Genomic DNA, 25,381 nt, shown 5'->3' with positions numbered 1-25,381 from the left:
CTGCAATTGTCGCCCCCCAATGACAGGCAGAAATGGAGACGCGAGATGGACATGACCGGGGAGGTGCGGATCTCCGCACAAAGGGATGTCGTCTGGGCCGCCCTCAACGATCCCGAAATCATCAAAAAGTGCATTCCACGCTGTGAGAGCTTCGAGCGCGTATCGCCGACGCAATTCGTCGCGCTGATCAAATTTCGCATCGGGCCGCTGTCCGCGTCTTTCCATGGCGACGTCACCCTCTCGAACATCAATGCGCCGGACAGCTACACGATCGAGGGTGAAGGCAGAGGTGGACTTGCCGGCTTTGCCAAGGGAGGTGCCGACGTCGTGCTAGAAGCCGACGGAGCGGAGACCATTTTGCATTATACCGCGCGCGGCGAGATCGGCGGCAGGATCGCCCATATGGGCTCCCGACTGATCGATTCCAGCGCCAAGAAGCTGACACAACAATTTTTCGACGACTTCAACGCAGCGATCAACGGCAAGATCAATGCCTAGAACTCGGTCCGTTTCCAGGGTAGCCGCTTGACGACACATCGATGGCATATCAGACCGGCCGTAGACACGGATCGGCCCACGCTTTCCGAGATCTATCTATCCGCCCGACGCGCGGCATTCACCTGGCTCGACCCAGCGCGGTTCTCGCTGGAAGATTTCGCATCCCAGTCGAAGGGAGAGAAGGTTTTCGTCTGCGCGGACGAAGACGGCGCGATCGCGGGCTTCGTGTCGATCCTGGAGCTGGATGGCTTCATCCACATGCTTTACATCCGCGCCAGCCTTCAAGGATCGGGAGCCGGAACGGCATTGCTGCAGGCCCTGCCGGGCTGGCCGCACCGCCGCTATCGCCTCAAATGCCTGGTCAAGAACACCAAGGCGCGAAGCTTCTATGAACGGATGGGCTTTGTGGTCACCGGTATCGGGACGTCCGCAGAAGGGAATTATCACGATATGACGCTCGGGCCCACGACAGATCGCGCGGGCTGAGTTTCACTTGGCGGGAAGCTGCCCCGCGATCTGTTCGGCTCGGTTTCGATGGCGGTCGGCCTCAGCCTGCCAGCGAAGCGCCTCGCGGGCCTCGTTGCGGGCGCGCTTGCGATAGCGCCCCTGGGCGAACCACGTTGCCGCCGAACCGATCACCATGCCGAGAATGAGGGCGATGAAAACAAAGACGAAAAACGGCGCGCTCAGTGCCAACACCTGGTCCTCGGGGCGGAACGGGTTGAATGCCATCGTCACCAACTGACGATTGGCGACACAGAAGATGATGAGGATGATGCCGATCGGCAGCAACACCAGCAGGTTGACGATCTTCCTAGCCATTGCCAATTTCCTTGTTCATGCCCTGCTCTCCCGACGCCCCGGCCAGCGGCATTCCGCACGCGCGCCGCCAGCGGCGCTGCTGGGGGGTCTCTGCAATCCTCGTCCAGGATAGGCAAGATTGGGGCGACTTCAAGAGGGCCCCGGGGCCCGATGCCGACTCAGCTATCGTCGTCTTCATCGTTGCTGCCGGGATTGAGGCGCTCGCGCAGCTCTTTGCCGGTCTTGAAAAAGGGGACCCATTTTTCCTCGACGAAGACGGTATCGCCTGTGCGCGGGTTGCGGCCGGAGCGCGACGGGCGGTTTTTTACCGAAAAAGCGCCGAAGCCGCGCAGCTCGACGCGGTTGCCGCCAGCCAGCGCATCCGTGATTTCGTCGAGGACCGCGTTGACGATATTTTCGACGTCACGGTGGTAGAGATGCGGATTCCGCGCCGCAACGATTTGCACCAATTCCGATTTAATCACGGTGGCCCCCTAAATCATTGATTTATCAGTGGCCAACACCCTGCCAAACAGAAAGCAGGCCGTCAAGAAACAACTTCTCGGACAACATCTTCTGGGCGTCTTCACCATCGATTAAGTCGCCATAGCCGAGCAATGTGACGATACGCGAGGCTGCACCGGACAGGAAAAAGGGCGAGGTGCGGCTGGGGGCCTCCCAATCGACAATGGGAAGGTCCTTCTTGACGTTGCGCGTCTCGAGATAGGCGCGGATGGCGTCGTCGCCGCCGAGGCTGTCGACCAGTTTGTTGGCGAGGGCTTGGCGGCCGGTGAAGATGCTGCCGTCGGCGAGCTTGAGCACCTGCTCGCGTGGAAGCTTGCGACGTTCCGCGACAAGATCAACGAACCAGCCGTAGCTGTCCATGACCATATTGTTGATCATCGCCTTGGTTTCGTCGCTCGGCGGATTGAATGGCGACGGCTCGGCCTTCATCGGCGACGACTTGATGGATTCCATCGAAACGCCGAGCTTGTCGAGCAAGGTCTTGACCTGCGGATATTGAAGCAGCACGCCGATCGAGCCCGTGATCGAGGCCTCGCCAGCAACGATATCATCTCCGGCGGTCGCCACCATGTAGCCTGCGGAAGCCGCGACTGTCCTGATATCGGAGACAACAGGCTTCTTGGCAGCGACCGCACGGATCGCCTTGAAGATCCGCTCGCCGCCATAGGTCGTCCCGCCGGTAGAGGAGATGGACACCACCAGCGCTTTGACGCGGTCGTCGTCCTCGATCTTCTTCAGTCGCTCCAGCAGCTCCTTGTCGTCCTGGATCAGGCCGGTGACTGCGACCCGTGCAACCTGCGGCCCTTTGTCTGCGCCAAGGTCGCCACCAGCGAATCGATAGAGCGCAAAGCCGAGACCGATAAGCAGCAGGACAGCAACGATGCGCCAAAAACCGAGCTTCCGACGCAATTGTCTGCGATCGGCAATTGCAGAACTCTCCATGAGGTCCTATTTCCTTTTATGAATAAAGCCGAATATCGCGACGTTCGCCTGGCTTCGTTAAAAAACAAACGGCACCATGAACGTCGGCCGTCTGAGTGCTGCGTGTTCCGAGCCCTTTTGTTGCCTAAAAAAATCGGTATTGGCAAGCCGATGCCGCCATGCGAAACATTATGGCAGGTGGTCATGTGCGTTGTGCCGGACTGCCTTGCCGGATCTAGAGAGATCGACTGCCGATGACAGACACCACCGAAACAGCCGGTCTTGGACGTTCTTCTCTCAAGGAGGCGCGCGCTTACGATGCAGCCCTCGTCAATTCCGGACGCGTCCGCCGGTTGAAGATCCTGCTGCCGATCGCCGCCGTGCTGATCTCTATCGTCTTCATCGCCGTGTCGGTCGTGCGCGCCTACATGCCGCAGAATATCTCGATCGCAGGCGTCTCCATGGAGGACGGCAAGATCGTCATGCAGAAGCCGGCGATCGCCGGGCGCAACTCCGACGGCATCAACTATTCCATGCTCGCCGAAAAGGCTCTGCAGGATGTCAAAAACCCGAACATGATCACGCTCAAGAACATCAAGGCGGCCATGCCTGTCAGCGACGGAGTGGCGCATGTGGTGGCACTTAGTGCAGACTACGATCGCACCGCCGATACGCTGAAAATGACAGAGCCATTCACCGTCAATCTGGACAACGGCCTGCGCGCAGAATTCCAGGGCGCCTTCCTCGACGTCAAGGGCGGATCGCTCGTTACGCAACAGCCCGTGGCAATCTTCAAAGGCCTCGCGTCAATTGTTGCACAGTCGCTCAAGATGACGGATAAGGGAACTGTAATCGAATTCGACGGACAGGTGAAAATGCACATCGATGCGTCCACCGTCCACAATACGGGCAGCTAACCGCCGGGCGGACCATGACAAACGATTGTCGCATGAACTTTTCCAACTCTGCACTCCGCAACGCAGCCGTAGCCTGCGCGATTGGCGTGTTCGCTGTGATGACGGCATCTGGCGCGAGCGCCCAGCAGTCGACCACGACGAAGATGACCGGCCTCAATCTGAACAAGGATCAGCCGATCCAGATCGAAAGCGACAAGCTGGAAATCCATGACGCGGAGAGCAATGCCGTGTTCACCGGCAAGGTCAACGTTGTCCAGGGGACGACGACGATGAAGGCCGGCAAGATGATCGTCTTCTACAAGAAGAAGGCGCAGGCCGACGCCGCTGGCCAGGCCGCAGCCGCCAAGAAGCCGCAAGCCGGCAACTCGGTGGTATCGGGCGACACCGACATCGACCACATCCTCGTGTCCGACAAGGTCTACCTGACGTCAGGCACACAGACTGCCACGGCCGACAATGGCTCCTTCGACATGGCAGCCCAGCTCGCGGTGCTGAAGGGCGACAAGGTCATTCTGACGGACGGTCCGAATGTGTTCACCGGCTGCATGCTGACGGTGCACATGGATAGCGGCGAAGCACAGCTCGACAGCTGCGGCGGTCGCGTCCAGATCCAGCTCGATCCGAAGTCGAAGCAGCCTAACGCTGCGAAGACGAACTGATCGCGACTCTCGGGTGACAACACAAGATATGACTTCGAATCCAGGCACCTCCGAGCCATCGTCGCAGGCGCAGCCGTCCCGCTATGAGGGCACGTTGATCGCGCGTGGCCTCACGAAGACCTACCGCACGCGGCGCGTCGTCAATGGCGTGTCACTGGTCGTGCGTCGCGGCGAAGCCGTCGGGCTGCTCGGCCCGAACGGTGCCGGCAAGACCACCTGCTTCTACATGATCACCGGTCTCGTTCCCGTCGATGAGGGCAAGATCGAAATCGACGGCAACGACGTGACGACGATGCCGATGTATCGTCGTTCCCGTCTTGGCGTCGGATATCTTCCGCAGGAAGCTTCGATTTTTCGCGGCCTCTCCGTCGAGGAGAATATCCGCGCGGTGCTCGAAGTGCACATAAAGCGCAAGGATGAGCGCGAGGCCAAACTCGACTCCCTGCTCGAAGAATTCCATATCCGCAATCTACGCACCATGCCCGCCATCGCCCTTTCGGGCGGCGAGCGTCGACGCCTGGAAATTGCCCGCGCCGTGGCAACCGACCCGACCTTCATGCTGCTCGACGAGCCCTTCGCCGGTGTCGATCCGATCTCGGTTTCCGACATTCAAAACCTCGTCCACCACCTGACGGCGCGTGGAATTGGCGTATTGATTACAGACCACAACGTCCGCGAAACGCTGGGGCTGATCGACCGTGCCTATATTATTCATGCCGGCGAAGTACTGACCCATGGTCGAGCCAATGACATCGTTAACAATCCAGAGGTTCGCCGCCTTTATCTTGGCGACAATTTCAGTCTCTGATAGTCTATACTGGCACAGAAATTAATCTTGCCCCGATAGATGCCCTTGACCAAACCCAATAAAAAAGCAATTTTTGGGCCAGTTGGAAAATGCTGACCGTTTCAAAGCGGTAGCAGCGTTTCCCAGAGGGATCGAAGGGGAGTTCTGCGTCCGTCATGGCCTTATCCGCCAATCTTTTCCTGCGCCAAAGCCAAAGTTTGGTCATGACGCCGCAGCTGATGCAGTCCATTCAGCTGCTACAGATGACGCATTTCGAACTCAACCAATTCATAGCCCAAGAAGTCGAAAAGAATCCGCTGCTCGAATTTTCATCTGATGACGGTGAATTGGGCAGCGGCAACAGCCGAGAACCGGAAGAGGACAGCCGCGGTGTGTCCGACGATGGGCGGGCCGACGATGCCGCTGCCGAGCGCCAGAGCGGCGAACTCGCGAGCGACTGGTACGAGAGCGGCGGCAGCGGCCATACCGAGCGACTGAACGACGAGCTCGACAGCAATTTTAGCAATGTCTATCCCGACGACGGGCCGCCGCAGCGCCTGGACGCTCCCGAGCTCGTCAGTCAGTGGAAATCCATGCCCGGCAATACCGAGGCAGCCGAGCGCTACGAACTGGACGACTTCGTGGCCGGGCAAATCTCGTTGCGGGATCACCTGAACCAGCAGATCCCCTTTGCCCTCAATTCCCGCGTCGACCGCATGCTCGCGGAGCATCTCGTCGACCAGCTCGATGACGCCGGCTATTTTCGCGGAGAAGTCGCCGAGACCGCGGCGCGTCTCGGTACCGCCTGCGCCGAAGTCGAACGTGTTCTCTCAGCGCTTCAGACGCTCGATCCTCCTGGCGTGTTCGCGCGCTCCCTGTCCGAGTGCCTTGCCATCCAACTGCAGCAAAAGGATCGGCTCGACCCTGCGATGGAGCGGTTGCTGCAGCATCTGGAGCTTCTGGCGCGCCGCGACTTCGTAACGCTGAAGCGGCTCTGCGGCGTCGATGAGGAAGACCTTCTCGACATGATGAGCGAAATCCGCCAGCTCAACCCCAAGCCGGGCAGCAACTTCGAAACCAGCAATACAGAGGCAATCACCCCCGACATCGTGGTGCGATCCGCGCAGGACGGCAGTTGGCAGGTGGAGCTCAATCCCGATACGCTGCCAAGGGTGTTGGTCAACCAGTCCTATTTCGCGCGCATATCGAAAACCGGCGATGACTACGCCTTCCTCTCCGAATGCCTGCAAACCGCCAATTGGCTGACCCGCAGCCTTGACCAGCGCGCCAAGACGATCATGAAGGTAGCAAGCGAGATCGTCCGGCAGCAGGACGCCTTCCTGATGAACGGCGTCAGCCAGTTGCGACCGCTCAATCTGAAGACCGTTGCCGATGCCATCAAGATGCACGAATCAACCGTCAGCCGCGTCACGTCCAACAAGTACATGCTGACGCCGCGCGGCCTGTTCGAACTCAAATATTTTTTCACGGTATCGATCGGCGCCGTGGAGGGCGGCGACAGCCATTCCGCGGAGGCCGTGCGCCATCGCATCAGACAGCTGATTGTCCAGGAGGCGCCGAACAATGTGCTCTCCGACGACGACATCGTAGACACGCTGAAGAAGAGTGGAGTTGAGCTCGCTCGGCGCACGGTTGCGAAATATCGGGAGGCGATGAACATCCCCTCCTCCGTCCAGCGGCGGCGTGAAAAGCGAGCCATGGCAAGGGTTGCAGGCTTCTAGGCCTAGCACTAATTCAACTTCATGGTGCACTTTTCCCCTATGCGCGCGGATGGGCTGTTGACTCTCGACAGCGTCGGCGCTAGAAGCCCGCCGCAATCCGGTGCAAGGCATCATCATTCGAGGAAATCCCGCTTCTCCCCACTTTTCGTCGACCGAGGCTTTTTGTCAAAGATCGTGCGAAGTGCTTGGATGAGCTAGACGCTTGGCGTAAGCTAGCCGGCGCAACCACTACAAAAAGGGAAACTCCATGAGTGTGCGTGTATCCGGTAAACATATGGAAATCGGCGAATCCTTTCGGCAGCGGATCGAAGAGCAGATCGATATGGCAGTCACCAAATACTTCGACGGAGGCTATTCGGGGCAGGTTACGGTGCAGAAGTCGAGTTCGCGGTTCGCTGCGGACTGCAAGCTTCACCTCGACAGCGGCGTCATCCTGCACGCCGCCGGTGAGGCGATGGATCCGCAAGTGGCCTTCGATGCTGCTCAGCAGCGCATCGAGAAGCGCCTGCGTCGCTACAAGCGGCGGCTGAAGGACCATCATGCGACCAATCCTGCCGACGATGCCTTTGGTGAAGTGGCCTACACCGTGATGGACGGCATGCCGGATGAGGACCATGAGGTCGCCGACGATTTTGCACCGGCGATTATCGCCGAGAGTTCGAAGCAATTGAAGACGATGTCGGTGGCGAACGCTGTTATGGCGCTCGACATGACCGACGAACCGGTGCTGATGTTTCGCAGCGCCGGCAAGGAACTGAACATCGTCTATCGTCGTCATGACGGCAATATCGGCTGGATAGACGCAGCTAGCATCAAGGGCTGAGACAGCACGGTGAGCGGCGGGTTACCCGCCGCTCTTCCGGGAGCATCCCGGCACACGAGGAAAAAAGAATGGCTTTGGCAGATCTGCTTCAGCAAGACGCGATTATCCCTGCCCTGAAGGCAAACTCCAAGAAACAGCTTCTTCAGGAAATGGCGGCGAAAGCTTCCAAGCTGACGGGGCTGCCAGAGCGGGATATTTTCGACGTCATCCTGCAGCGCGAGCGGCTGGGTTCGACGGGCGTCGGCAATGGCATCGCCATTCCTCACGGCAAGCTGCCAAGTGTCAAGACGATCATCGGCGTATTCGCTCGACTGGACGCATCGGTCGATTTCGAGGCGCTGGACGATCAGCCCGTCGATCTGGTCTTCCTGCTTCTGGCACCCGAGGGCGCCGGCGCCGACCACTTGAAGGCGCTGTCGCGCATCGCTCGCGTGCTGCGCGACCAGGATCTGGTGGCCAAGCTGAGGGCAACGGAATCGGCCTCGGCGATCTATGCATTTCTCAACGAAGAGCAGGCTTCGAACGCCGCCTGATCTCTTGCCGCCGTAGCTCCAGTGGCTACGGCTTTCCGGTGTGACACTGCGGAGATATGCGCCGCCGACGCCGTGATAGCGATTGACTCGCTCCTTTCACTCTCCCACCTTGCTATGCTCGTCACAGCAATCCAGCCACGGCGCGTCTACGCCGTGAGCGACTTGTCAAAACGAAGGCGTCTTTATCGGGAGGGTCTTTTGCGCCGCAGACGCGGTGCGCTGGATCCCCGCCACGAGGGCGAGGACGAGGACGAGGGAGGATAGATGCTGCAACGAGCGACCGCCAAAAGAGCGGCCACTCCAGACGAGTTGAGACGTTAACTTGGACGAGCTTCTTCTGAGCTCGCCCACCAAAAATCAGGCGTCTTTTTCGTCGAACGGGCTGTTGGCGCCGTTCTCGGTCTCGACGATCTTCGGGCCGCCCTTGGCAACACCAACCATGGCTGGGCGCAGGATGCGCTCGCCGATGCTGTAGCCGTCCTGCACAACCTGGACCACCGTGTTGTTCGGCACTTCCGTGTTGGGGATCTCGAACATGGCCTGATGGAAGTTAGGGTCGAACTTCTGGCCGACCGGCTCGAGCTTGCGCACGCCGTGGCGCTCAAGCGTCGACAGCATGGAGCGTTCGGTCATCTCCACACCTTCGATCAATGTCGACAGTCCGGCATCGGCCCCGGCGCGGACGTCGGCCGGGATGGCATCGATGGCGCGGCGAAGATTGTCGGAAACAGCCAGCATGTCACGGGCAAAGCCGGCCACGGAGTAGGACTTGGCGTCCTTGACTTCGCGCTCGGTGCGGCGACGCAGGTTGTCCATTTCAGCGGCCAGCCGCAGATAGCGATCGCGCAGTTCGGCGTTTTCGCCCTTCAATACTTCGATGGGATCCGGCTCCGACGGCGCTGCTTCCGCAGCGTCATCCACATCCGGCGCGAACTCTTCGATGTTCTCGTTGGGCGTGGCGTCGTGTGTATCATTGGTCGTATCGACGATCATGACAGTCTCCGAATTGGATGGTCTCTAGGATGTGCCCGATATCGAGGTTTGACCGCGAAAAATCAAGGCTTACGGATGAAGAACCGGCGATTTGCCGACAATCGCCGCGATTGAGCGCGACGGCGCTATAACCCGTTGCGCGACAGGCGGGAAATCAGCTGCGCGGTGTAGTCGACCATCGGCACGATCTTGGCATAGTTCAGCCGCGTCGGACCGATCACGCCGACAGCGCCGACGATCTTCTCATCGCTGTCCCGATAGGGTGCCACGATGAGGGACGAGCCCGACAGAGAAAACAGCTTGTTTTCCGAGCCGATGAAGATCCTTACCCCGGGCCCGGTTTCGGCGAGATTGAGCAACTCGATCAGGCTGTCTTTCTTTTCCAGATCGTCGAACAGCATGCGCAACCGGTCGAGATCGCCAGCGTCTGCAAGGCCCTCGAGCAGGTTGGCCCTTCCGCGCACAATCAGTTGCCCGGGCTTGCTTTCGTCATCGTCGCCCGACCAGACCGCGATGCCGCGCTCGACCAGATCGCGAGAGAGAACATCCAGTTCGTGGCGGACATCGTTCTTCGAGGTCTGCAACTGCGTGCGCAGGGCGGGTAGTGTCTGCCCGGTCATATGGGCGTTCAGAAAATTGGCGGCCTCCGTCAGCTGCGACGACGTCACTCCGGCCGGAAGTTCGATGATGCGGTTCTCGATCTGGTCATGCTCGCCGACGAGCACGGCCAGTGCCTTGGTCGGTTCCAGGCGGATAAACTCGACATGTTTCAGCACCGGGTCGCTCTTGGTGGTGATAACAATGCCCGCTCCACGCGAGATGCCTGACAGCATCTGGCTTGCACCCGACATCACCGACTGCATCGGCTGATCGCGATTGCTGCCGCGGATCTGACGATCGATGGTGGCGCGGTCCTCGGCCGAGAGGTCGCCGACCTGCATGAAGCCATCGACGAAAAAGCGCAGGCCGATCTGGGTCGGAAGCCTGCCGGCGCTTATATGCGGTGAGTAGATCAGGCCGAGCTCTTCGAGATCGCTCATCACGTTGCGGATCGAGGCCGGCGATAGTGACATCGGCAGCAATTTCGAGAGGCTGCGCGACCCTAGCGGCTCGCCATATTCCAGGTAGCTCTCAACGATGCGGCGGAAAACTTCCTTCGAGCGTTCGTCGAGTGCGGAAATTGCCTCTGAAATCGACGATGTCAAAACTCCCATATCGCCGTCATGCCCAATCCGTTGATCCTCATGAAGTTATAGCTGCTCGTGCGGCAATGACAAAGGAAAATGCCGCAGAGCCTGGCCAAGGGTGCCAGCCTGCTTTTTCTTTGCAAAAGTGGGCAGTCAATCGTAGAAGCGGGTCAACACCATCAGGAGTATAACATGCGGCCTTCAGGCAGAAAAACCGACCAGATGCGCAAGGTCTCGTTCGAGCGCAATTTCTCCAAGCACGCCGAAGGCTCGTGCCTGGTCAAGTTCGGCGATACCCATGTGCTGGTCACCGCCAGCCTTGAAGAAAAAACACCGACATGGCTGCGCAACAGCGGCAAGGGTTGGGTCACCGCCGAATACGGCATGCTGCCGCGCGCCACCGGCGAACGCATGAAGCGCGAGGCCGCAAGCGGCAAGCAAAGTGGCCGCACCCAGGAAATCCAGCGTTTGATCGGCCGCTCGCTGCGCGCCGTGGTCGATCTGCAGGCGCTCGGCGAGCGCCAGATCAGCCTCGACTGCGACGTCATCCAGGCAGACGGCGGCACCCGGACGGCGTCGATCACCGGTGCCTGGATCGCGCTGCACGACTGCCTGAAGTGGATGGAAGGCCGCAGCATGATCAAGCTCGACCGCGTCCTGAAAGACCATGTCGCCGCCATTTCCTGCGGCATCTTCGCCAGCCAGCCGGTCATCGATCTCGACTATCTCGAGGATTCGTCGGCGGAAACCGACGCCAATTTCGTCATGACCGGCACGGGCGGCATCGTCGAAATCCAGGGCACGGCCGAAGGCAAGCCGTTTTCGGAAGAGGAATTCCTGACGCTGCTCGGCCTTGCCAAGAATGGCTGCCAAGAACTCGTTGCGATGCAGAAGCAGGCGATCGGCTGATCGACGGAGGAAGCCATGTCCGCCACGATTGAAGGCATCCTGGAAACCGCGCTCTATGTCGACGATCTCGACGAGGCGGAGGCATTCTACGGAACGACGCTCGGACTGGTAAAAATCACCCGCCAGAGCGACCGGCACATCTTCTTCCGCTGCGGGCCCGGCGTGTTGCTGGTCTTCAACCGGGAAGAGACTGTAAAACCTGCTCCGGCGGAAGCGCTTCCGGTGCCGTCGCACGGGACGGTCGGAAGCGGGCATGCCTGCTTCCGCGTCGCCGCCGAAAATCTGGATGCCATGGTGCAGAGCCTCCGCGCTGCCGGCGTTTCGATCGAGGCCGATTTTCTCTGGCCGAACGGCGCGCGCTCGATTTACTTCCGCGATCCGGCGGGCAACAGTCTGGAATGCGCCGAACCCGGCCTCTGGGCCATCTGACAGGAATACCCATGCGCAAGCTCGAAACTAAGACCATCGTCGTTGCCAGCCACAATGCCGGCAAGATCGCCGAAATCGCAGACCTGATCGGCCCGATGGGATTTGTCGCCAAATCGGCCGCCGAACTCAATTTCGTCGAGCCCGATGAAACCGGCACGACCTTCGAGGAAAATGCGATCATCAAGGCGCTGGCCTCCGCCAAGGCTTCCGGCCTGCCGGCGCTGTCCGACGACAGCGGCCTCGTCGTCGATGCGCTCGGTGGCGATCCCGGCGTCTACACCGCCAACTGGGCGGAAACCGCCGACGGCACGCGCGATTTCGCCATGGCGATGCAGAAGGTCGAGACCGCGCTACAGAAAGTCGGGGCGACGACGGCGGACAAGCGCGGCGCGCACTTTGTGAGCGTCCTCTGCCTCGCCTGGCCGGATGGCCACACCGAGCTGTTCCGCGGCGAAGTCGAAGGCACCATTGCCTGGCCGCCGCGCGGCAGCGCCGGCTTCGGCTACGATCCGATCTTCCAGCCGACCGGCCATGACGTCACATTTGGCGAGATGACCGCGCAGGAAAAGCATGGCTGGAAGCCGGGCGAACCGGAAGCGCTCTCGCACCGGGCGCGGGCATTCAAGCGCTTTGTCGAAACCGGATTGCAGGCGTAGGATAGTCCGGTGAACATTGTCGATTCGCATAGCGCGCTGTTGCGCGACGCCCCCCTTCTGCCCGATACCGGCGAACCCGGTTTCGGCGTCTACGTGCATTGGCCGTTCTGTGCCGCCAAATGTCCCTATTGCGACTTCAACAGCCACGTCCGCCACCAGCCTGTCGACCAGCCCCGCTTTACCGCCGCCTTCCTCAGGGAAATGGCGTCGATGCGCCAGCTGAGCGGCCCGAAGACGGTGACCAGCATCTTTCTCGGCGGCGGCACGCCATCGCTGATGACGCCGGAGACTGTCGGTGCCATCCTCGACGGCATCGCTCAACATTGGCACGTCCCCGATGGCATCGAGATCACGCTTGAGGCCAACCCCTCCAGTGTCGAGGCGGAGCGCTTTCGCGGCTATCGTTCGGCCGGCGTCAACAGGGTTTCGCTCGGCGTTCAGGCCTTGAACGATCGCGATCTCAAGTTTCTCGGCCGCCTGCACAACACCGAGAACGCCCTGAAGGCGATCGGGCTCGCACGCGACATCTTTCCGCGCATGTCCTTCGACCTCATCTATGCCCGCCCTGACCAGACGGTCGAAGACTGGGAACGCGAATTGAAGCAGGCGATGTCCTATGCCGTCGATCACCTTTCGCTCTACCAGCTGACGATCGAGGAAGGCACGCCCTTCTTCGGCCTGCACAAGGCAGGCAAGCTGGTCGTTCCAGACGGGGACCAGTCGGCCCTGCTCTACGAGGCGACCCAGGAGATCACCGAGCGCGAGGGGATGCCGGCCTACGAGGTCTCCAATCATGCACGCCCCGGCGCCGAAAGCCGTCACAACCTCACCTATTGGCGATATGGCGACTATGCCGGCATCGGGCCCGGCGCCCATGGTCGGCTCAGCCAGGGCCACAACAAGCTGGCAACGGCCACCGAGCGCAAGCCGGAGAGCTGGCTCGACATGGTCGAGCGCGACGGCCACGGCATTCTCGACCAGGAAATGCTCGGCTATGACGAGCAGGCCGACGAATTGCTGCTGATGGGGCTGAGGCTGAAGGAAGGCATCGATCTCGTTCGCTGGCAGCATTACTCCGGCCGCGAGCCGGACCCGAAGCGCGAGGAATTCCTGCTCGAGCACGGCTTCATCGAGCGCATCGGCAATTCGCGGCTGCGCTGCACGCCGGCCGGCATGCTGATCCTCGATTCCGTGGTGGCAGACCTCGCCTGCTGAAATCAGGCGTTGGTGAATGGACAAGGCGGTGCAAGCACTTCAGTACCGCCTCACCCTCGCAGGCTGAGCGGCCTTCATTCATAAATCGAGCGACCAGGTCTGGCCGACGAGATCGTGGCCAAAGGCGTGATGCGGGGCCTCGTTGACAAGCTTGAACCCGGCGCGTTGGTAGAGCCGCCGCGCGGCGGTCAGTACGGAATTCGTCCATAGATCCAATCGCGCATAACCGCAGGCACGCGCCCGTTCGATGCAGGCATCGACGAGCATCCTCGCCACCCCTGTTCCGCGCGCCTCGGGTTCGACATAGAGCAGCCGCAGCTTGGCGACATCAGGCTGATCGCTCCGCACCAGAAAAATCGAACCGACGATCCTGCCGTCAAGCTCGGCAATCCAGGCCCCCTCCTTTGCGGCATCGAAGAACTGATGGAAATCAGCCAGGATCTTCGCGGCCAACGCCTCATAGTCGCTGTTCCAGCCATATTCATGCGCATACAGCACTGTCTGGCGATGAACGATCCAGCCCAGATCGCCCGGTCGCGGATCGCGCAACGTCAGGGCTTTCGTCGGGTCTGCCTCGAAAATCCGCGTCATTGTCTGGGCCGCCCACAGGAGACTACGGCGGTCCGACGGCGGCAGGCCATGGAGCAATCCGCCGACCGCGTCGCGCGTGTTGCCTTCAAGGGCCGCAAATGCCGTGCGGCCGGCCTCCGTCAGAGACAGAAGGACGTTTCGAGCATCGCCTTCCTGTGCTCGCGTGTCCAGCAATCCGCGGCTGGCAAAACGCTTCAGGGTCCGACTGACCTGAGCGCGGTCAAGATCGAGGGCTCGGCCTATTTCAGCTGCGGTGGGGTCGGCTCGATACGCCAGCTCGTAGAGAACGCGCGCCTCGCTCAGCGTAAACGGGCTCCTGTCGAGATGGGCGTTCAGCAGGCCGATCCGTTTGGTGTAGATGCGGTTGAAAGCACGAAGGGCGTCTATGTCCTGTTCGTCAGCGTCGCTTGCCATAACACATCCCTATACGGTTGACTGAATCAACCATATAGATTGTTGATTGAATCAACAATAGCGGCGGGTGCGCCAGAATGTGGATTTGGTCGCAGCCCGCCGCTCCATGGCTTTGCCTTTCGGATTGATGCCCGGCTAAGGAATTCGCATGACAGCCCGACGGCATCGAGAGTCGGGAAGATCGCGCCCGTTTTCAGGGCGACCCACCCGCACCAAATAATCGGTCGCGACCTGGCGTCCGAGGCCAACTTAGAGTTTATTCGAGACCGTAGCGTCATGCCCCCTCGTGAACCTGCCGTTACCTGCTAGAACACAGGCAGGCTTCTCAGGAGATTTTCAGATGACCCGTACCCTTCTCGTGATCGACATTCAGCAGGACTATTTCCCGAACGGTGCGCTCCCGCTGTGGCAGGGTGAGGAAACCGAGGGACGGATCGTCTCGGCGATTGCCCAAGCGCGCGCCGCCGGCGACAAGATCGTTCTCGTACAGCATGTTTCGACAGCCACGACCGGCCTCTTTGCCGCTGGTGGCGCTGGGACTGCCATCCGTCCCGACATCCTCGCAGCCGCAGGCGACGCTCCCGTTGTCATCAAGCGCAGCGCGGACGCTTTTCAGGACACCGATCTGGCGACCCACCTCGCCGGAACGGAGGAATTGCTCGTTTGCGGAATGATGACGCAGAACTGCGTGGTATTTACCGCGATATCGCGGGCGGCGGACGAATTCAAGGTTCGGGTAATCGGCGATCTCTGCACGGCGCCGACAGAAGTCGTGCACCGCATCGCGCTCAATGCGCTGAATTCGAAACTGCAGGTTTCGACGGCTTCGGACGTCTGGATGTAAGCGACGTCACGGCTCACCGGATATTGGCGCGCGGATTAGAGTTCGCGCTTCCCTGACAACAAGACGGCCGGCGCATGCAGGCCGTCTCGTTTGGTTTGACGATCTCTATTCGTTGATCAGCCGCTTCAGCAGCTCGATCTCATGCGACAACTTGGTATCGCCCGAAATCAGCTCTTCGATCTTGCGGACGGCATGCAGCACCGTGGTGTGATCACGTCCACCAAAGCGGCGACCGATTTCCGGGAAGGAGCGCGGTGTCAGGGTCTTGGCCAGATACATGGCGATCTGGCGCGGCTTGACGATAACCCGCGTGCGACGGTTCGAAACCAGTTCCTGGCGCGACACATTATAATGGCGGGCGACGACACGCTGGATGTCCTCGATACGCACCCGGCGCGGCTCGCCTGACCCGACCAGATGGGCGAGCAGCTCGTCGACGCGCTCGACCGTCAGGTTCGGCTCGAAGGAGCGACGGAACACCAGCTGATTGAAGGCGCCTTCCAGCTCACGACCGCTGGCCGTCACGCTGCGGGCAACGTGCGACAGAAGCTCGGCCGGAATTTCCAGCGACGGATCCTCGATCTGGGCAGCGGCCAGGCGGCGATTGAGGATTTCGAGACGCATCTCGTAGTCGGGGGCCTCGAGCTCGATGGCAACGCCGCCCTGAAGACGCGAGCGGACGCGCGGATCGAGCGATTCCAGCTCCCAGGGTGCGCGGTCTGCGGCAACGACGACCTGCTTGGCGCTGTCGAGCAGCATGTTGAGCAGATGGCAGAACTCGTGCTGGATCATCTTTCCCTGCAGGAACTGCATGTCATCGATGATCAAAAGGTCGATATTGCGCAGCGATTCCTTGAGGGTCAGCGCATCGTTGTCGCGGATGGCGGTGGCAAAGCGCCACATGAAATATTCGGCCGTCAGATAGACGACACGCAGCGCGCGCGGATTGCGGACGGCAGCATTGGCGATTGCCTGCAGCATGTGGGTCTTGCCGAGGCCAACGCTCGAATGCAGGAATAGCGGATTGAAGCGCACGGCACCGGCGCCAGCTTCGGCGATCGTCTCTGCGGCTGCAAGCGCGATGCGGTTGGAACTGCCCTGGACGAATGTATCGAAGGTGTAGCGGGCGTCGAGCGGCGAGCCAAATAGCGGTGTACCGAAGCTCGGCGTGCGGGCAGCACCCGCTGCCGTGACGGCTTGCGCCACGGCCTGGCCCGCAGGCTGGGCCGTCGGACGGCGCAGGGCGGCAACGGAGCCGCTATCGGGTACCACGACCTGCTCATCGACCGTTGCAGCTTTTACGCCGTGCCTCTGGGCGGTGCGGACGAGGATCTCGACCTTGAGGATCTCGGCATCCTCGGCCTGGAACAGGCTGGTGATCATGTCGAGATAACGGTTGTTGATCCATGACTTCAAAAAGGTGGTCGGGACCGTGAGACGAACGACGCTCTTTGAGACGGAGTGAAGCTTCAATCGGGCAAACCAGCTGGCGTATACGTCGGCACCGACCTGCGCCTTCAAACGTGCGCTCACACGCTCGAACAATACACCATGCTTCATGTCTGCTTTGTCCCCCGCCACTTCAAGGCAACTCGTGCTCAACGCCTGCTGCGCACCGTCGCCACCTTTTACCAGCGCGCCGGTCGTCATCGTATTCATCTGCATTTCGCCGCCTTCCAGAATTCAGTCCTGTCGGGCGAAGGAACGCCGCCCGATATTTTCTCGCAAGATGGTGGGGTTACGGCTCCTACTGAGCTTCGCCGCCACGCATCGGTTCATCATCCACAGCCCACATAGGAGCAGCGCAACGTCATTGACGAATTCCGCAATCAAGCGGCTTCCATCCTCGATCGTCTCGCCTCGTCGCAACTCTCCGGTCCTCGCTTACCGAGCGGCTGCGCCGTAGTGGCCATTCATTCTTGTCTCGTCCAAACCGACATTAAAATCAGCTTTCGGGACATACGCCCGCCTTCGGGAAACATCGCTGTCTTCCGGCTTGAACGCGTCAACTTTATGAAAAAACGGAAACTAACGCTCCGTCGCAAGAGACAAAACTATCCACCCTGCCTGAAATGGCAGCGTTCGCCAAAGCCGTTTCGGATGAAGCCGCGCCCCTTGCTGGATTTCATTTAGGCAGGATCGGACCACAAGATCAACGGGCATTTTTGCACCGATTGGAGGGTTTGCCATTGACTCCCGCAGCCAATTTTGGCTGTCACGACCCTGTCAAAAAAGAATCGCTTTTGAATCAAGGGGATTCACCCTTGGTGCATTTTCGACACGTCGAAAAACAAAAAAAATAATAAACTTCTTGACTCAATTGGCCGAGCCGACTGGCGGAAAAAGCCGCAATCTACGCCCTTAAATTCCGCCAAGCCTCTGATTTACAACTTCTTTTTGCGTCACGCCGACGACATTATTTTGACACATATGTTTGGCGCGGGCTGTGGAAAAAGCTGAATCCGAAAAGCCCGGCCAATGGCCGGGCTCTGATCTTAACGATGCAATCGTTCGATAAAACTTAAGCGGCGGGAGCCGAAAGCGCCTTCACACGCTTGGCCAAACGCGACACCTTGCGCGATGCCGTATTGGCGGGAACCACGCCCTTGCTGGCTGCACGAGCCAGTTCAGGTTCGACCGCCTTGAAGGCTGCCGTTGCCAGAGCAACGTCGCCGGAAGCGATGGCTTCCTCGACCTGGCGAACGAATGTACGAACGCGCGAACGGCGCGCCTTGTTGACGTCTGTACGGCTAGCAATCTTGCGGGTCGCTTTTTTTGCCGAGCTGGTATTGGCCATGTATGCCTCTCTAGAATTCGAACAAAGTCCCGTCATCGTCGCGCCAGAACTCGCGGTCCTGTCATCCAGCAATGCGGGAGCAATCGCGGAAAACCAGATAGGCTTTCCAAACTGTGGCGGGCATATAACCTTAAAGCGCCGGGTCGTCAACGCGGATTCCGGAAAAACCGGCGCCGCCTGCGTTTTCCACCATTGCCTCCAGCCTTACCGGTTTTTGAATTCCGGCTTGCGCTTGGCCACGAAGGCAGCCATGCCTTCCTTCTGATCCTCGGTGGCAAACAGGCTCTGGAACAGGCGCCGCTCGAAGCGCAACCCCTCCTCCAGCGAGGTCTCCGCGACCCGGCCGACGGCCTCCTTGGCCATCAATACCGAGAGGCGGGAGTGGGAAGCAATCTTGCCGGCCGCCGCCAGGGCTTCCTCCAGCAGCTTTTCGGCCGGCACCACGCGCGCGACAAGACCCGATCGCTCGGCCTCGGCGGCATCCATCATGCGGCCGGTCAGCACGAGGTCCATCGCCTTGGCCTTGCCGACCGCGCGCGTCAGGCGCTGCGAGCCGCCCATGCCGGGTATGATGCCGAGCGTGATCTCCGGCTGGCCGAACTTCGCGGTTTCGGCGGCGATGATGAAATCGCACATCATCGCCAGTTCACAGCCGCCCCCGAGCGCGAAGCCTGCAACGGCGGCGATGATCGGCTTGCGGGCCTTGGCGATCTCGTCCCAGCCGCTGAGGAAATCCGCAGTGTAGACGTCGACGAACTGCAGGGCTTGCATTTCCTTGATATCGGCGCCGGCGGCAAAGGCCCTGTCTGAACCGGTCAGGACGATGGCGCCGATGGCGTCATCCCCGTGGAAAGCGTCATAGACGACCTTGAGTTCGCCGAGCATGGTCGCGTTCAGCGCGTTGAGCGCCTCCGGGCGGTTGAGTCGGATGAGGCCGACGGCGCCGTAGGTTTCGACGATCAGGGTTTCATAGGCCATGGATTTGTCCTCGCACTATTTCTGGCAGGTGGCACAATAGAAGGTCGAGCGGCCGGCCTGGACGATGCGCTCGACCGTACCGCTGCAGCCCGGCGTCCGGCAAGCCGCCCCCTCCTGGTCATAGACGGAAAAGGAATGCTGGAAATAGCCGAGGGAGCCGTCCGTCTGGATATGATCGCGCAGCGACGAGCCGCCGGCGGCGATGGCATCGGCAATCACCTCCCGGATAGAGGCCACCAGCAGCACCAGCTTTTCACGCGGTTTGCCGGCCTTGGTGACGAGAGTGCCGCTCGCCCGCAGCGGCGACAGGTGTGCCCGCCACAACGCCTCGCAGACGTAGATGTTGCCGAGGCCCGCGATCATCTTCTGGTCAAGCAGTGCGCTTTTCAGCGGCTGTGCCTTGCCAGCGAAGCGCTTTGCGAGATCGGGCGCGCTCAGTGCGTTGCCGGTTGGCTCGGGGCCGAGGTCGCGGAAAAACGGGTGGGACGCCATCTCGCTGCGGACGACGATGTCCATGAAGCCGAAGCGGCGCGGATCATTATAGACGATCCGCGATTGCTCGCCATTGCGCGTCAAATGGAAGATGACGTGGTCATGGGCCTCGTTCTTGGAACGCGGATGATGAAAACCGCCCGGCGTAACGGCCGCAATATCAGCTTCGATGCGGAACGATCCCGACATGCCCAGATGGGCGATGACGGTCATGCCATTGTCGAGGTCGATCATAAGATATTTGGCACGGCGGGACAGGGAAACAATCCTGCGTCCGGCGACAGAAGCGGCGAACTCCAGCGGAAAGGGAAAGCGCAGGTCGCCGCGACGCAGCTCCAATCGGACGATCTCCGCCCCTTCCATCGCCGGGGCAAGGCCGCGCCGGACGGTTTCGACCTCTGGTAATTCAGGCATGGTGATCCATCTTTAAGGCTGACCAACGGCGATCCGACCGCGACCAAATGCGCTTTGCTTTCCGGCGGCCATGTTCTAAACCATCGGCAAAGCCGAGTGTCAGGCAATCAGATAGCGTGGCAGCGGCATTTTCGCTACGGTCCGTGGTGATTTAGCAATGGAGTTGAGTGATGGCAGACAGCCGCACCGCCGCCGATGGCGGCATGGAAACGTCCTACGGATTTCGCGACGTGGCAAGCGGCGAGAAGCAGGGCCTTGTCAACGACGTCTTCCATAAGGTCGCCAAGCGCTACGACGTCATGAACGACGTCATGTCGATGGGCCTCCACCGCGCCTGGAAGGACGCGATGATCGGCGCCCTGCATCCGCGTAAGGACCCCGACTACAAGGTGCTCGATGTGGCCGGCGGTACCGGTGACATCGCTTTCCGCATCGTCGAGGCTTCCAACAAGCTGGCGCACGCCACCGTGCTCGACATCAACGGCTCCATGCTCGCCGTCGGCGCCGAACGGGCCGAAAAGAAGAAGATTTCAGAGAACCTCACCTTCATCGAGGCCAACGCCGAAGAGCTGCCTTTCGAGGCCGGCAGCTTCGATGCCTATACGATCGCCTTCGGTATCCGCAACGTGCCGCGCATCGACGTGGCGCTGAAGGAGGCCCACCGCGTGCTGAAGCGCGGCGGGCGGCTTCTGGTGCTGGAGTTTTCAGAAGTCGATCTGCCGCTTCTGGACAAGGTCTACGACGCCTGGTCGTTCAACGCCATTCCGCGCTTCGGCAAGGCGATCACCGGCGAGGCAGAACCCTATCAGTACCTTGTCGAATCGATCCGCAAGTTTCCCAACCAGCAGGACTTCGCGACGATGATCCGCCAGGCCGGTTTCAGCCGCGTTTCCTTCACCAACTATACCGGCGGCATCGCGGCGCTGCATTCCGGCTGGAAGCTGTAGGCGCATGACGGGAAAATCTTACCGTTCGGGACCGTCTGCATGAGCACGTTCGGTGGGTATTTCGGCCTCCTCCGGGTCGGCTGGGTCCTTGTGCGCGAAGGCGTGGTCGAAGCCCTGCCATCGGAAGGATTGCCGCCGTCGGTCAGCCTGGCGAAGTCGTTCGTCGCGCTGTTCGCCCGCCGGCGCGCCAAGACCAAGGCCCGCAGCGACAGGCTTTCAAAGGCCGTCGAGCGCCTGGGACCTTCCTATGCCAAGATCGGTCAGTTCCTGGCGACGCGGCCGGATGTCGTCGGCATCGAATTTGCCAACGACCTGTCGCAGTTGCAGGACAGCATGGCCTTCTTTCCGATGGCCGCCGCCAAGGCGAATATCGAAGGTTCGCTCGGGCGGCCGCTGGACGAACTCTATGCCAACGTCGGCGAGCCCATCGCCGCAGCCTCGATCGCCCAGGTGCATCCGGCCGAGATCAGGACGCCCGAGGGCCGCCGCAAGGTGGCAATCAAGGTCATCCGTCCCGGCGTGCGCCAGCGCTTCGCCAACGACATCTCGGTCATGTATCTGGTGGCCCGGCTGCAGGAGCGCTTCGTGCCGTCCAGCCGCCGCCTGCGTCCGGTCGAGGTGACGCAGGCGCTGGAGCAGACGACGAGGGTCGAGATGGACCTGCGGCTGGAAGCCGCTGCGCTGTCCGAAATTGCCGAGAATACAGCCAAGGACGAGGGTTTCCGCGTCCCGACGGTGGATTGGGAGCGCACCGGCCGCGATGTCATCACCATGGAATGGATCGACGGTATCAAGATGTCCGACGTCGAGGCCTTGCGCGCCTCCGGGCATGACCTCAACCACATCGCCGACACGCTGATTCAGTCCTTCCTGCGCCACACGCTGCGCGACGGCTTTTTTCATGCCGACATGCACCCCGGCAATCTCTTCGTCGATCCGCAGGGCATCATCGTTGCGGTCGACATGGGCATCGTCGGGCGCCTCGGGAAGAAGGAACGGCGCTTCCTGGCGGAAATCCTCTACGGCTTCATCACCCGCGATTATCTGCGCGTGGCGGAGGTGCATTTCGAGGCGGGCTATGTTCCGGCCCACCACAACACGGAGAGCTTCGCCCAGGCGATCCGGGCCATCGGCGAGCCGATCCACGGCCAACCCGCCGAAACCATCTCCATGGGCAAGCTGCTGACGCTGCTGTTCGAAGTCACCGAGCTGTTCGACATGGAAACGCGGCCGGAGCTCGTCATGCTGCAAAAGACCATGGTGGTGGTCGAAGGCGTGGCGCGGATGCTCAATCCGCGCTTCAACATGTGGAAGGCATCGGAACCCGTGGTCGGCGAGTGGATCCGCAACAATCTCGGCCCGAAACGCATTCTCGGCGACATGCAGGACGCGGTGAAGGCCGGCCTGAAATTGGCGGAAGCCGTGCCCGAGATCGCGGCCAAGACGGAGCTCTTCCACCAGCGCCTTCTGGCGATGAGCGAGAGCGGTCTGCGCTTCGACAAGGAGACAGCAGATGCCATCGGCAAGTCCGAGGCGCGACATAGCCGCTCCGGACGGATCGCGCTCTGGCTGATCGCCCTGACGCTGCTCTATATTGCCTGGAAGCTCAGCTGAGGGCTGTTGAGCGAAACTCTATCTCAATCCTGTCTGGCGACACGCCTTGCCGCCGGACGCTGCATGACGGCACAAACGATGAAGAGCTGCCTGTGATCCCCTGGACCCTGCTTGATACCGCATCCATTCCGAACGGCGGCGGGGAGCTGCGGCTGAAGCAGCGTGGCCGCGAGTTCTCCATCATGCTCGGCACAAACGAGCTGATGAACAGCAGGCTGAGTGGCTCGGAAGAAGCGCTGGCGACGCTAAGCTGCGAAAGGATGGCCGGCCGCGCCGCACCGCAGATGCTGATCGGCGGGCTGGGTATGGGATTTACGCTGCGGGCAGCTCTCGGCGCGCTCCCCAAGGATGCAAGAATCACAGTCGCCGAGCTGGTGCCGGCTGTGGTCGCCTGGGCGCGAGGGCCGATGGCGGAAGTGTTCGATGGGTGTCTGGACGACCCGCGCGTCACCGTGCGCGAGGGGGATGTCGCGGCGGTGATCCGGGAGGGCAAGGGGCGCTACGACTCGATCCTGCTGGATGTCGACAATGGACCGGACGGACTGACGCACGCCGCCAATGACGGCCTGTACGACCGGGAAGGCCTGCTCGCTGCCCGCGATGCTTTGAAACCCGGCGGCGTGCTTGCCGTCTGGTCTTCCGGCCCCGACAGCCGCTTTACCAAGCGGCTTCGAGATGCGCGGTTTGCCGTCGACGAGGTCGCGACGCGCGCCAACGGCAAGCGTGGCGGCGCCCGTCACATGATCTGGATCGCCGTCAAGGCCGGGTAGATGACAGAGCCAGGCTTCAGCTGGGAGCCGACTAGGCAGGCATATTTGCCGGCTAATAAAACGCCTTCCGAACGGCGTTTAGCTCCAGAAATTGCCGCGACTTGGCGCGGCGATTGTCTGTCACGACTGGCACATGCCGGTTCACGAATGCCAAGATGGCAGGATGGTCAGGACCTCTTCCTGCGCGAGCCCTTCGGTTGCGCGGCGGTCTTTTCGGTCCGCTTCTCGGCCGGCTTGGCGGTTACCTCGACGGTGGTGGCCTGCGGACTGCTGATGCCTTGTTCCACAGCAGGTTCTTGCTCGGCAAGTTCCTGCCAAGCCTGAAGCCAGTGGCGCATGTCGTCGCCATGCGGGCGCCCTTGCTCTTCCCAGATGCTGTAAGCGCGGTCGCGGATCATCCGTTCGCGGTCTTCGGCCATATGTCTACTCCTCTTTAAACCTTCGCCTTCCGGCAGCGGTTAACGAAAGCAACCATGGGAAGTTCCCGCGATCCAGGCGGCTCGCAATGTCACCTACACAGCTCAGGATGGACAGCGCCGAGCGAACTCCTCAGCCTCGCTGGAGTCTCACGACGTTGGTCCAGTTTTGCGGCGGGGGCGCCGGCTGCATGTCGCTTGCTTGCAATTCGCAGATGAAGCCCGTGCAGTTTGTCGGTAAGCCTTCGCTATACCCGAAGCAACGCAGGACGCTCAGCACCTCGCGATAACGCCCCTTGCCGAGGTGCACGCGGTAGGATTCGCGGCACACGGTATCCTGGATGATGGCGGTGTGTAGCGACTTTGCGATGCGTTTGCGGTCGCTGGCATGCAGACAACCAAGCAGCGCCTCCACCGGGACCCCCGACTTCAGCTCTTCAGCATCGATCGCAAATATACGTGCAACCTCGGCATCACCGCAAAACTTGTTGGTCACCATGTCCCACCAGCAAAGCCCAAGGCTCTCGGCTGGAACCCGTACATTCTCAAGGGCGATCGATCCACCGTCCAACATGACCTGCTCCCAGGCCAGTAAAAGAAGTACCTAATATGCAATACCCGCTGAAACGCGAAGCAACATGAAATTTATTCTGGCCAACGTCTGTTTTTATACTGACTGGGACGTCCGTCTACAGCGCTTCACTTTTTCGTCCTCGCCTTCAGACAGAAATGCGACAGTTTGCCCATTAAAAACGTGGCAGCACCGGCATCTTTGCCATTGTGCAGCGGCCGTGGGCCAGATCCTTGAACTTCCTGCACTCTTGCCGTGCCTTGCGCGATTGCACGGGCGAAACCTGAATGGCCATCGAAGCCGGAAGCCATGGGACTGGCATCGAGCGCGTTTCGCATGTCCGCGGCTCGTCGGTTATTGTCTCCTGCGCCTGAGTGAGCCTCACCCGGGCGTTCTCGACAAAGGCGCCATCGACGTCGCGGATCTTGCCGCAAAGCGCACGGTGCATTTTCATTTCACCATGGCCTGATCTGCCATTCAGCGCGGCTTGAGGCTGGCCTCCTCGGCAGCTTCGACAAACACCTTGCGGGCATCCTCCGAATCCTTGTTGCCGGCAATGGCGGCCCGACAGAAGCGGCGGGCGGCGGCGTGTCGCGGACCTGGGCTGCCCGGCCAGGGGCCGTCAAGAAACTGCAGCGCTTCGGCCGGGTTCTTCAGCGTGATGAATTCGCCTGGCTTGACCGTCAGGGTGACGACCTCGCTCCATCGTGTAGGGCGCATGATATCTCCATTGCCATAGGCGCCCGCCTCCGGGGAGGTCGCCATAGGACTTGATTATGATCAGTGTGGATGGGCCTGCGCCGCTTGGAACAGCGGCGGGCCGGTAGGCGATCGATCCGGAACGACATGCAATCGGCAAGCAAAAAGGCCAGGCAAAGCTGCCTGACCTTTCGAAGATGTTTTGCCCCAAGCACCTGCCGCAGCCGGGAGGGGCAGAA

The 25,381-nt window shown here is 60.8% G+C and carries 30 protein-coding genes; 16 read left to right on the top strand and 14 right to left on the bottom strand.

Annotation, left to right across the window (positions count from 1 at the left end; all coding sequences use genetic code 11):
• Positions 1-45: 45 nt before the first annotated feature.
• Complete coding sequence (locus VH564_RS13780) at positions 46-498, top strand: SRPBCC family protein (RefSeq protein WP_423340402.1); 453 nt, start codon at positions 46-48, stop codon at positions 496-498.
• Positions 499-525: 27 nt separating this feature from the next.
• On the top strand, positions 526-984 hold the full coding sequence (locus tag VH564_RS13775; RefSeq protein ID WP_423340401.1) for a GNAT family N-acetyltransferase: 459 nt from the start codon (positions 526-528) through the stop codon (positions 982-984).
• Positions 985-987: 3 nt separating this feature from the next.
• Here VH564_RS13775 and VH564_RS13770 read toward each other — a convergent pair whose 3' ends face one another.
• The 3 genes from VH564_RS13770 to sppA form a co-directional block, all read right to left on the bottom strand.
• Positions 988-1,320, bottom strand: coding sequence for a DUF1049 domain-containing protein (locus tag VH564_RS13770; RefSeq protein WP_423340400.1), 333 nt, complete (start codon positions 1,318-1,320; stop codon positions 988-990).
• Between the two features lie 158 nt (positions 1,321-1,478).
• The gene (locus VH564_RS13765) at positions 1,479-1,784 is read right to left on the bottom strand and encodes an integration host factor subunit beta (RefSeq protein ID WP_423340399.1); all 306 of its coding nucleotides are present in this window, start codon (positions 1,782-1,784) and stop codon (positions 1,479-1,481) included.
• A gap of 25 nt (positions 1,785-1,809) precedes the next feature.
• Positions 1,810-2,766 (bottom strand): signal peptide peptidase SppA, encoded by a 957-nt coding sequence (sppA, locus tag VH564_RS13760; protein ID WP_423340398.1) that lies wholly within the window; start codon positions 2,764-2,766, stop codon positions 1,810-1,812.
• A gap of 233 nt (positions 2,767-2,999) precedes the next feature.
• Here sppA and VH564_RS13755 point away from each other — a divergent pair, with 233 nt between their 5' ends.
• The 6 genes from VH564_RS13755 (at position 3,000) to ptsN (ending at position 8,206) form a co-directional block, all read left to right on the top strand.
• Positions 3,000-3,662, top strand: a complete 663-nt coding sequence (locus VH564_RS13755; RefSeq protein WP_423340397.1) for an LPS export ABC transporter periplasmic protein LptC — start codon at positions 3,000-3,002, stop codon at positions 3,660-3,662.
• A 14-nt stretch (positions 3,663-3,676) separates the two neighbouring features.
• On the top strand, positions 3,677-4,321 hold the full coding sequence (locus VH564_RS13750) for an LptA/OstA family protein (RefSeq protein ID WP_423340396.1): 645 nt from the start codon (positions 3,677-3,679) through the stop codon (positions 4,319-4,321).
• 28 nt (positions 4,322-4,349) lie between these two features.
• Positions 4,350-5,129 (top strand): LPS export ABC transporter ATP-binding protein, encoded by a 780-nt coding sequence (gene lptB / locus VH564_RS13745; protein ID WP_423340395.1) that lies wholly within the window; start codon positions 4,350-4,352, stop codon positions 5,127-5,129.
• 155 nt (positions 5,130-5,284) lie between these two features.
• Entirely contained in the window at positions 5,285-6,850 is a 1,566-nt protein-coding gene (gene rpoN, locus VH564_RS13740; RefSeq protein WP_423340394.1) for an RNA polymerase factor sigma-54, read from the top strand.
• 247 nt (positions 6,851-7,097) lie between these two features.
• Positions 7,098-7,673, top strand: coding sequence for a ribosome hibernation-promoting factor, HPF/YfiA family (gene hpf / locus VH564_RS13735; protein ID WP_423340393.1), 576 nt, complete (start codon positions 7,098-7,100; stop codon positions 7,671-7,673).
• A gap of 68 nt (positions 7,674-7,741) precedes the next feature.
• On the top strand, positions 7,742-8,206 hold the full coding sequence (gene ptsN, locus VH564_RS13730; RefSeq protein ID WP_423340392.1) for a PTS IIA-like nitrogen regulatory protein PtsN: 465 nt from the start codon (positions 7,742-7,744) through the stop codon (positions 8,204-8,206).
• Between the two features lie 357 nt (positions 8,207-8,563).
• On the opposite strand, the gene grpE is transcribed toward ptsN, so the two are convergent.
• A complete protein-coding gene (gene grpE, locus VH564_RS13725; RefSeq protein ID WP_423340391.1) occupies positions 8,564-9,199 on the bottom strand; it encodes a nucleotide exchange factor GrpE in 636 nt (211 codons plus the stop codon).
• Between the two features lie 125 nt (positions 9,200-9,324).
• A complete protein-coding gene (hrcA, locus tag VH564_RS13720) occupies positions 9,325-10,413 on the bottom strand; it encodes a heat-inducible transcriptional repressor HrcA (protein ID WP_423340390.1) in 1,089 nt (362 codons plus the stop codon).
• 165 nt (positions 10,414-10,578) lie between these two features.
• On the opposite strand from hrcA, the gene rph reads away from it, so the two are divergent.
• Genes rph through hemW form a run of 4 tightly spaced genes read left to right on the top strand, consistent with a single transcriptional unit; the run spans position 10,579 to position 13,595 of the window.
• Complete coding sequence (rph, locus tag VH564_RS13715) at positions 10,579-11,295, top strand: ribonuclease PH (RefSeq protein ID WP_423340389.1); 717 nt, start codon at positions 10,579-10,581, stop codon at positions 11,293-11,295.
• A 15-nt stretch (positions 11,296-11,310) separates the two neighbouring features.
• Positions 11,311-11,724, top strand: coding sequence for a VOC family protein (locus VH564_RS13710; protein ID WP_423340388.1), 414 nt, complete (start codon positions 11,311-11,313; stop codon positions 11,722-11,724).
• An 11-nt stretch (positions 11,725-11,735) separates the two neighbouring features.
• The gene (gene rdgB / locus VH564_RS13705; protein WP_423340387.1) at positions 11,736-12,380 is read left to right on the top strand and encodes an RdgB/HAM1 family non-canonical purine NTP pyrophosphatase; all 645 of its coding nucleotides are present in this window, start codon (positions 11,736-11,738) and stop codon (positions 12,378-12,380) included.
• Between the two features lie 15 nt (positions 12,381-12,395).
• Positions 12,396-13,595, top strand: a complete 1,200-nt coding sequence (gene hemW / locus VH564_RS13700) for a radical SAM family heme chaperone HemW (RefSeq protein ID WP_423340537.1) — start codon at positions 12,396-12,398, stop codon at positions 13,593-13,595.
• Positions 13,596-13,673: 78 nt separating this feature from the next.
• Here hemW and VH564_RS13695 read toward each other — a convergent pair whose 3' ends face one another.
• Positions 13,674-14,600 (bottom strand): bifunctional helix-turn-helix transcriptional regulator/GNAT family N-acetyltransferase, encoded by a 927-nt coding sequence (locus VH564_RS13695; protein WP_423340386.1) that lies wholly within the window; start codon positions 14,598-14,600, stop codon positions 13,674-13,676.
• 340 nt (positions 14,601-14,940) lie between these two features.
• Between VH564_RS13695 and VH564_RS13690 the strand changes: the two genes are divergently transcribed.
• Positions 14,941-15,444, top strand: coding sequence for a cysteine hydrolase family protein (locus tag VH564_RS13690; protein WP_423340385.1), 504 nt, complete (start codon positions 14,941-14,943; stop codon positions 15,442-15,444).
• A 105-nt stretch (positions 15,445-15,549) separates the two neighbouring features.
• Here the strand turns inward: VH564_RS13690 and dnaA are convergent, their stop codons facing one another.
• From dnaA to mutM, 4 genes are all read right to left on the bottom strand, one after another.
• The gene (dnaA, locus tag VH564_RS13685; protein WP_423340384.1) at positions 15,550-17,109 is read right to left on the bottom strand and encodes a chromosomal replication initiator protein DnaA; all 1,560 of its coding nucleotides are present in this window, start codon (positions 17,107-17,109) and stop codon (positions 15,550-15,552) included.
• Positions 17,110-17,965: 856 nt separating this feature from the next.
• On the bottom strand, positions 17,966-18,241 hold the full coding sequence (gene rpsT, locus VH564_RS13680) for a 30S ribosomal protein S20 (RefSeq protein ID WP_423340383.1): 276 nt from the start codon (positions 18,239-18,241) through the stop codon (positions 17,966-17,968).
• 204 nt (positions 18,242-18,445) lie between these two features.
• Positions 18,446-19,219: an enoyl-CoA hydratase gene (locus tag VH564_RS13675; protein ID WP_423340382.1), complete on the bottom strand. Its 774-nt coding sequence runs from the start codon at positions 19,217-19,219 to the stop codon at positions 18,446-18,448.
• A 15-nt stretch (positions 19,220-19,234) separates the two neighbouring features.
• Positions 19,235-20,125 (bottom strand): bifunctional DNA-formamidopyrimidine glycosylase/DNA-(apurinic or apyrimidinic site) lyase, encoded by an 891-nt coding sequence (gene mutM / locus VH564_RS13670; protein WP_423340381.1) that lies wholly within the window; start codon positions 20,123-20,125, stop codon positions 19,235-19,237.
• A gap of 170 nt (positions 20,126-20,295) precedes the next feature.
• On the opposite strand from mutM, the gene ubiE reads away from it, so the two are divergent.
• The 3 genes from ubiE (at position 20,296) to VH564_RS13655 (ending at position 23,456) form a co-directional block, all read left to right on the top strand.
• Complete coding sequence (gene ubiE, locus VH564_RS13665) at positions 20,296-21,072, top strand: bifunctional demethylmenaquinone methyltransferase/2-methoxy-6-polyprenyl-1,4-benzoquinol methylase UbiE (RefSeq protein WP_423340380.1); 777 nt, start codon at positions 20,296-20,298, stop codon at positions 21,070-21,072.
• Positions 21,073-21,111: 39 nt separating this feature from the next.
• The gene (gene ubiB, locus VH564_RS13660) at positions 21,112-22,686 is read left to right on the top strand and encodes a 2-polyprenylphenol 6-hydroxylase (RefSeq protein WP_423340379.1); all 1,575 of its coding nucleotides are present in this window, start codon (positions 21,112-21,114) and stop codon (positions 22,684-22,686) included.
• A gap of 92 nt (positions 22,687-22,778) precedes the next feature.
• Positions 22,779-23,456 (top strand): spermidine synthase, encoded by a 678-nt coding sequence (locus VH564_RS13655; RefSeq protein ID WP_423340378.1) that lies wholly within the window; start codon positions 22,779-22,781, stop codon positions 23,454-23,456.
• A gap of 167 nt (positions 23,457-23,623) precedes the next feature.
• Here VH564_RS13655 and VH564_RS13650 read toward each other — a convergent pair whose 3' ends face one another.
• From VH564_RS13650 to VH564_RS13635, 4 genes are all read right to left on the bottom strand, one after another.
• Positions 23,624-23,875, bottom strand: coding sequence for a DUF2934 domain-containing protein (locus VH564_RS13650; protein WP_423340377.1), 252 nt, complete (start codon positions 23,873-23,875; stop codon positions 23,624-23,626).
• A gap of 130 nt (positions 23,876-24,005) precedes the next feature.
• Positions 24,006-24,446 carry a hypothetical protein gene (locus VH564_RS13645; protein ID WP_423340376.1) on the bottom strand — a complete coding sequence of 147 codons (441 nt, stop codon included), beginning with the start codon at positions 24,444-24,446 and terminating at the stop codon, positions 24,006-24,008.
• A 125-nt stretch (positions 24,447-24,571) separates the two neighbouring features.
• On the bottom strand, positions 24,572-24,781 hold the full coding sequence (locus tag VH564_RS13640) for a hypothetical protein (RefSeq protein WP_423340375.1): 210 nt from the start codon (positions 24,779-24,781) through the stop codon (positions 24,572-24,574).
• A gap of 139 nt (positions 24,782-24,920) precedes the next feature.
• Entirely contained in the window at positions 24,921-25,163 is a 243-nt protein-coding gene (locus tag VH564_RS13635; RefSeq protein ID WP_423340374.1) for a DUF982 domain-containing protein, read from the bottom strand.
• Positions 25,164-25,381 lie beyond the last annotated feature (218 nt).

Source organism: Rhizobium sp. HT1-10, from assembly GCF_049472505.1.
In the GTDB taxonomy this organism is placed as follows: domain Bacteria; phylum Pseudomonadota; class Alphaproteobacteria; order Rhizobiales; family Rhizobiaceae; genus Rhizobium.
This window is presented reverse-complemented; position numbering and strand designations above follow the sequence as displayed.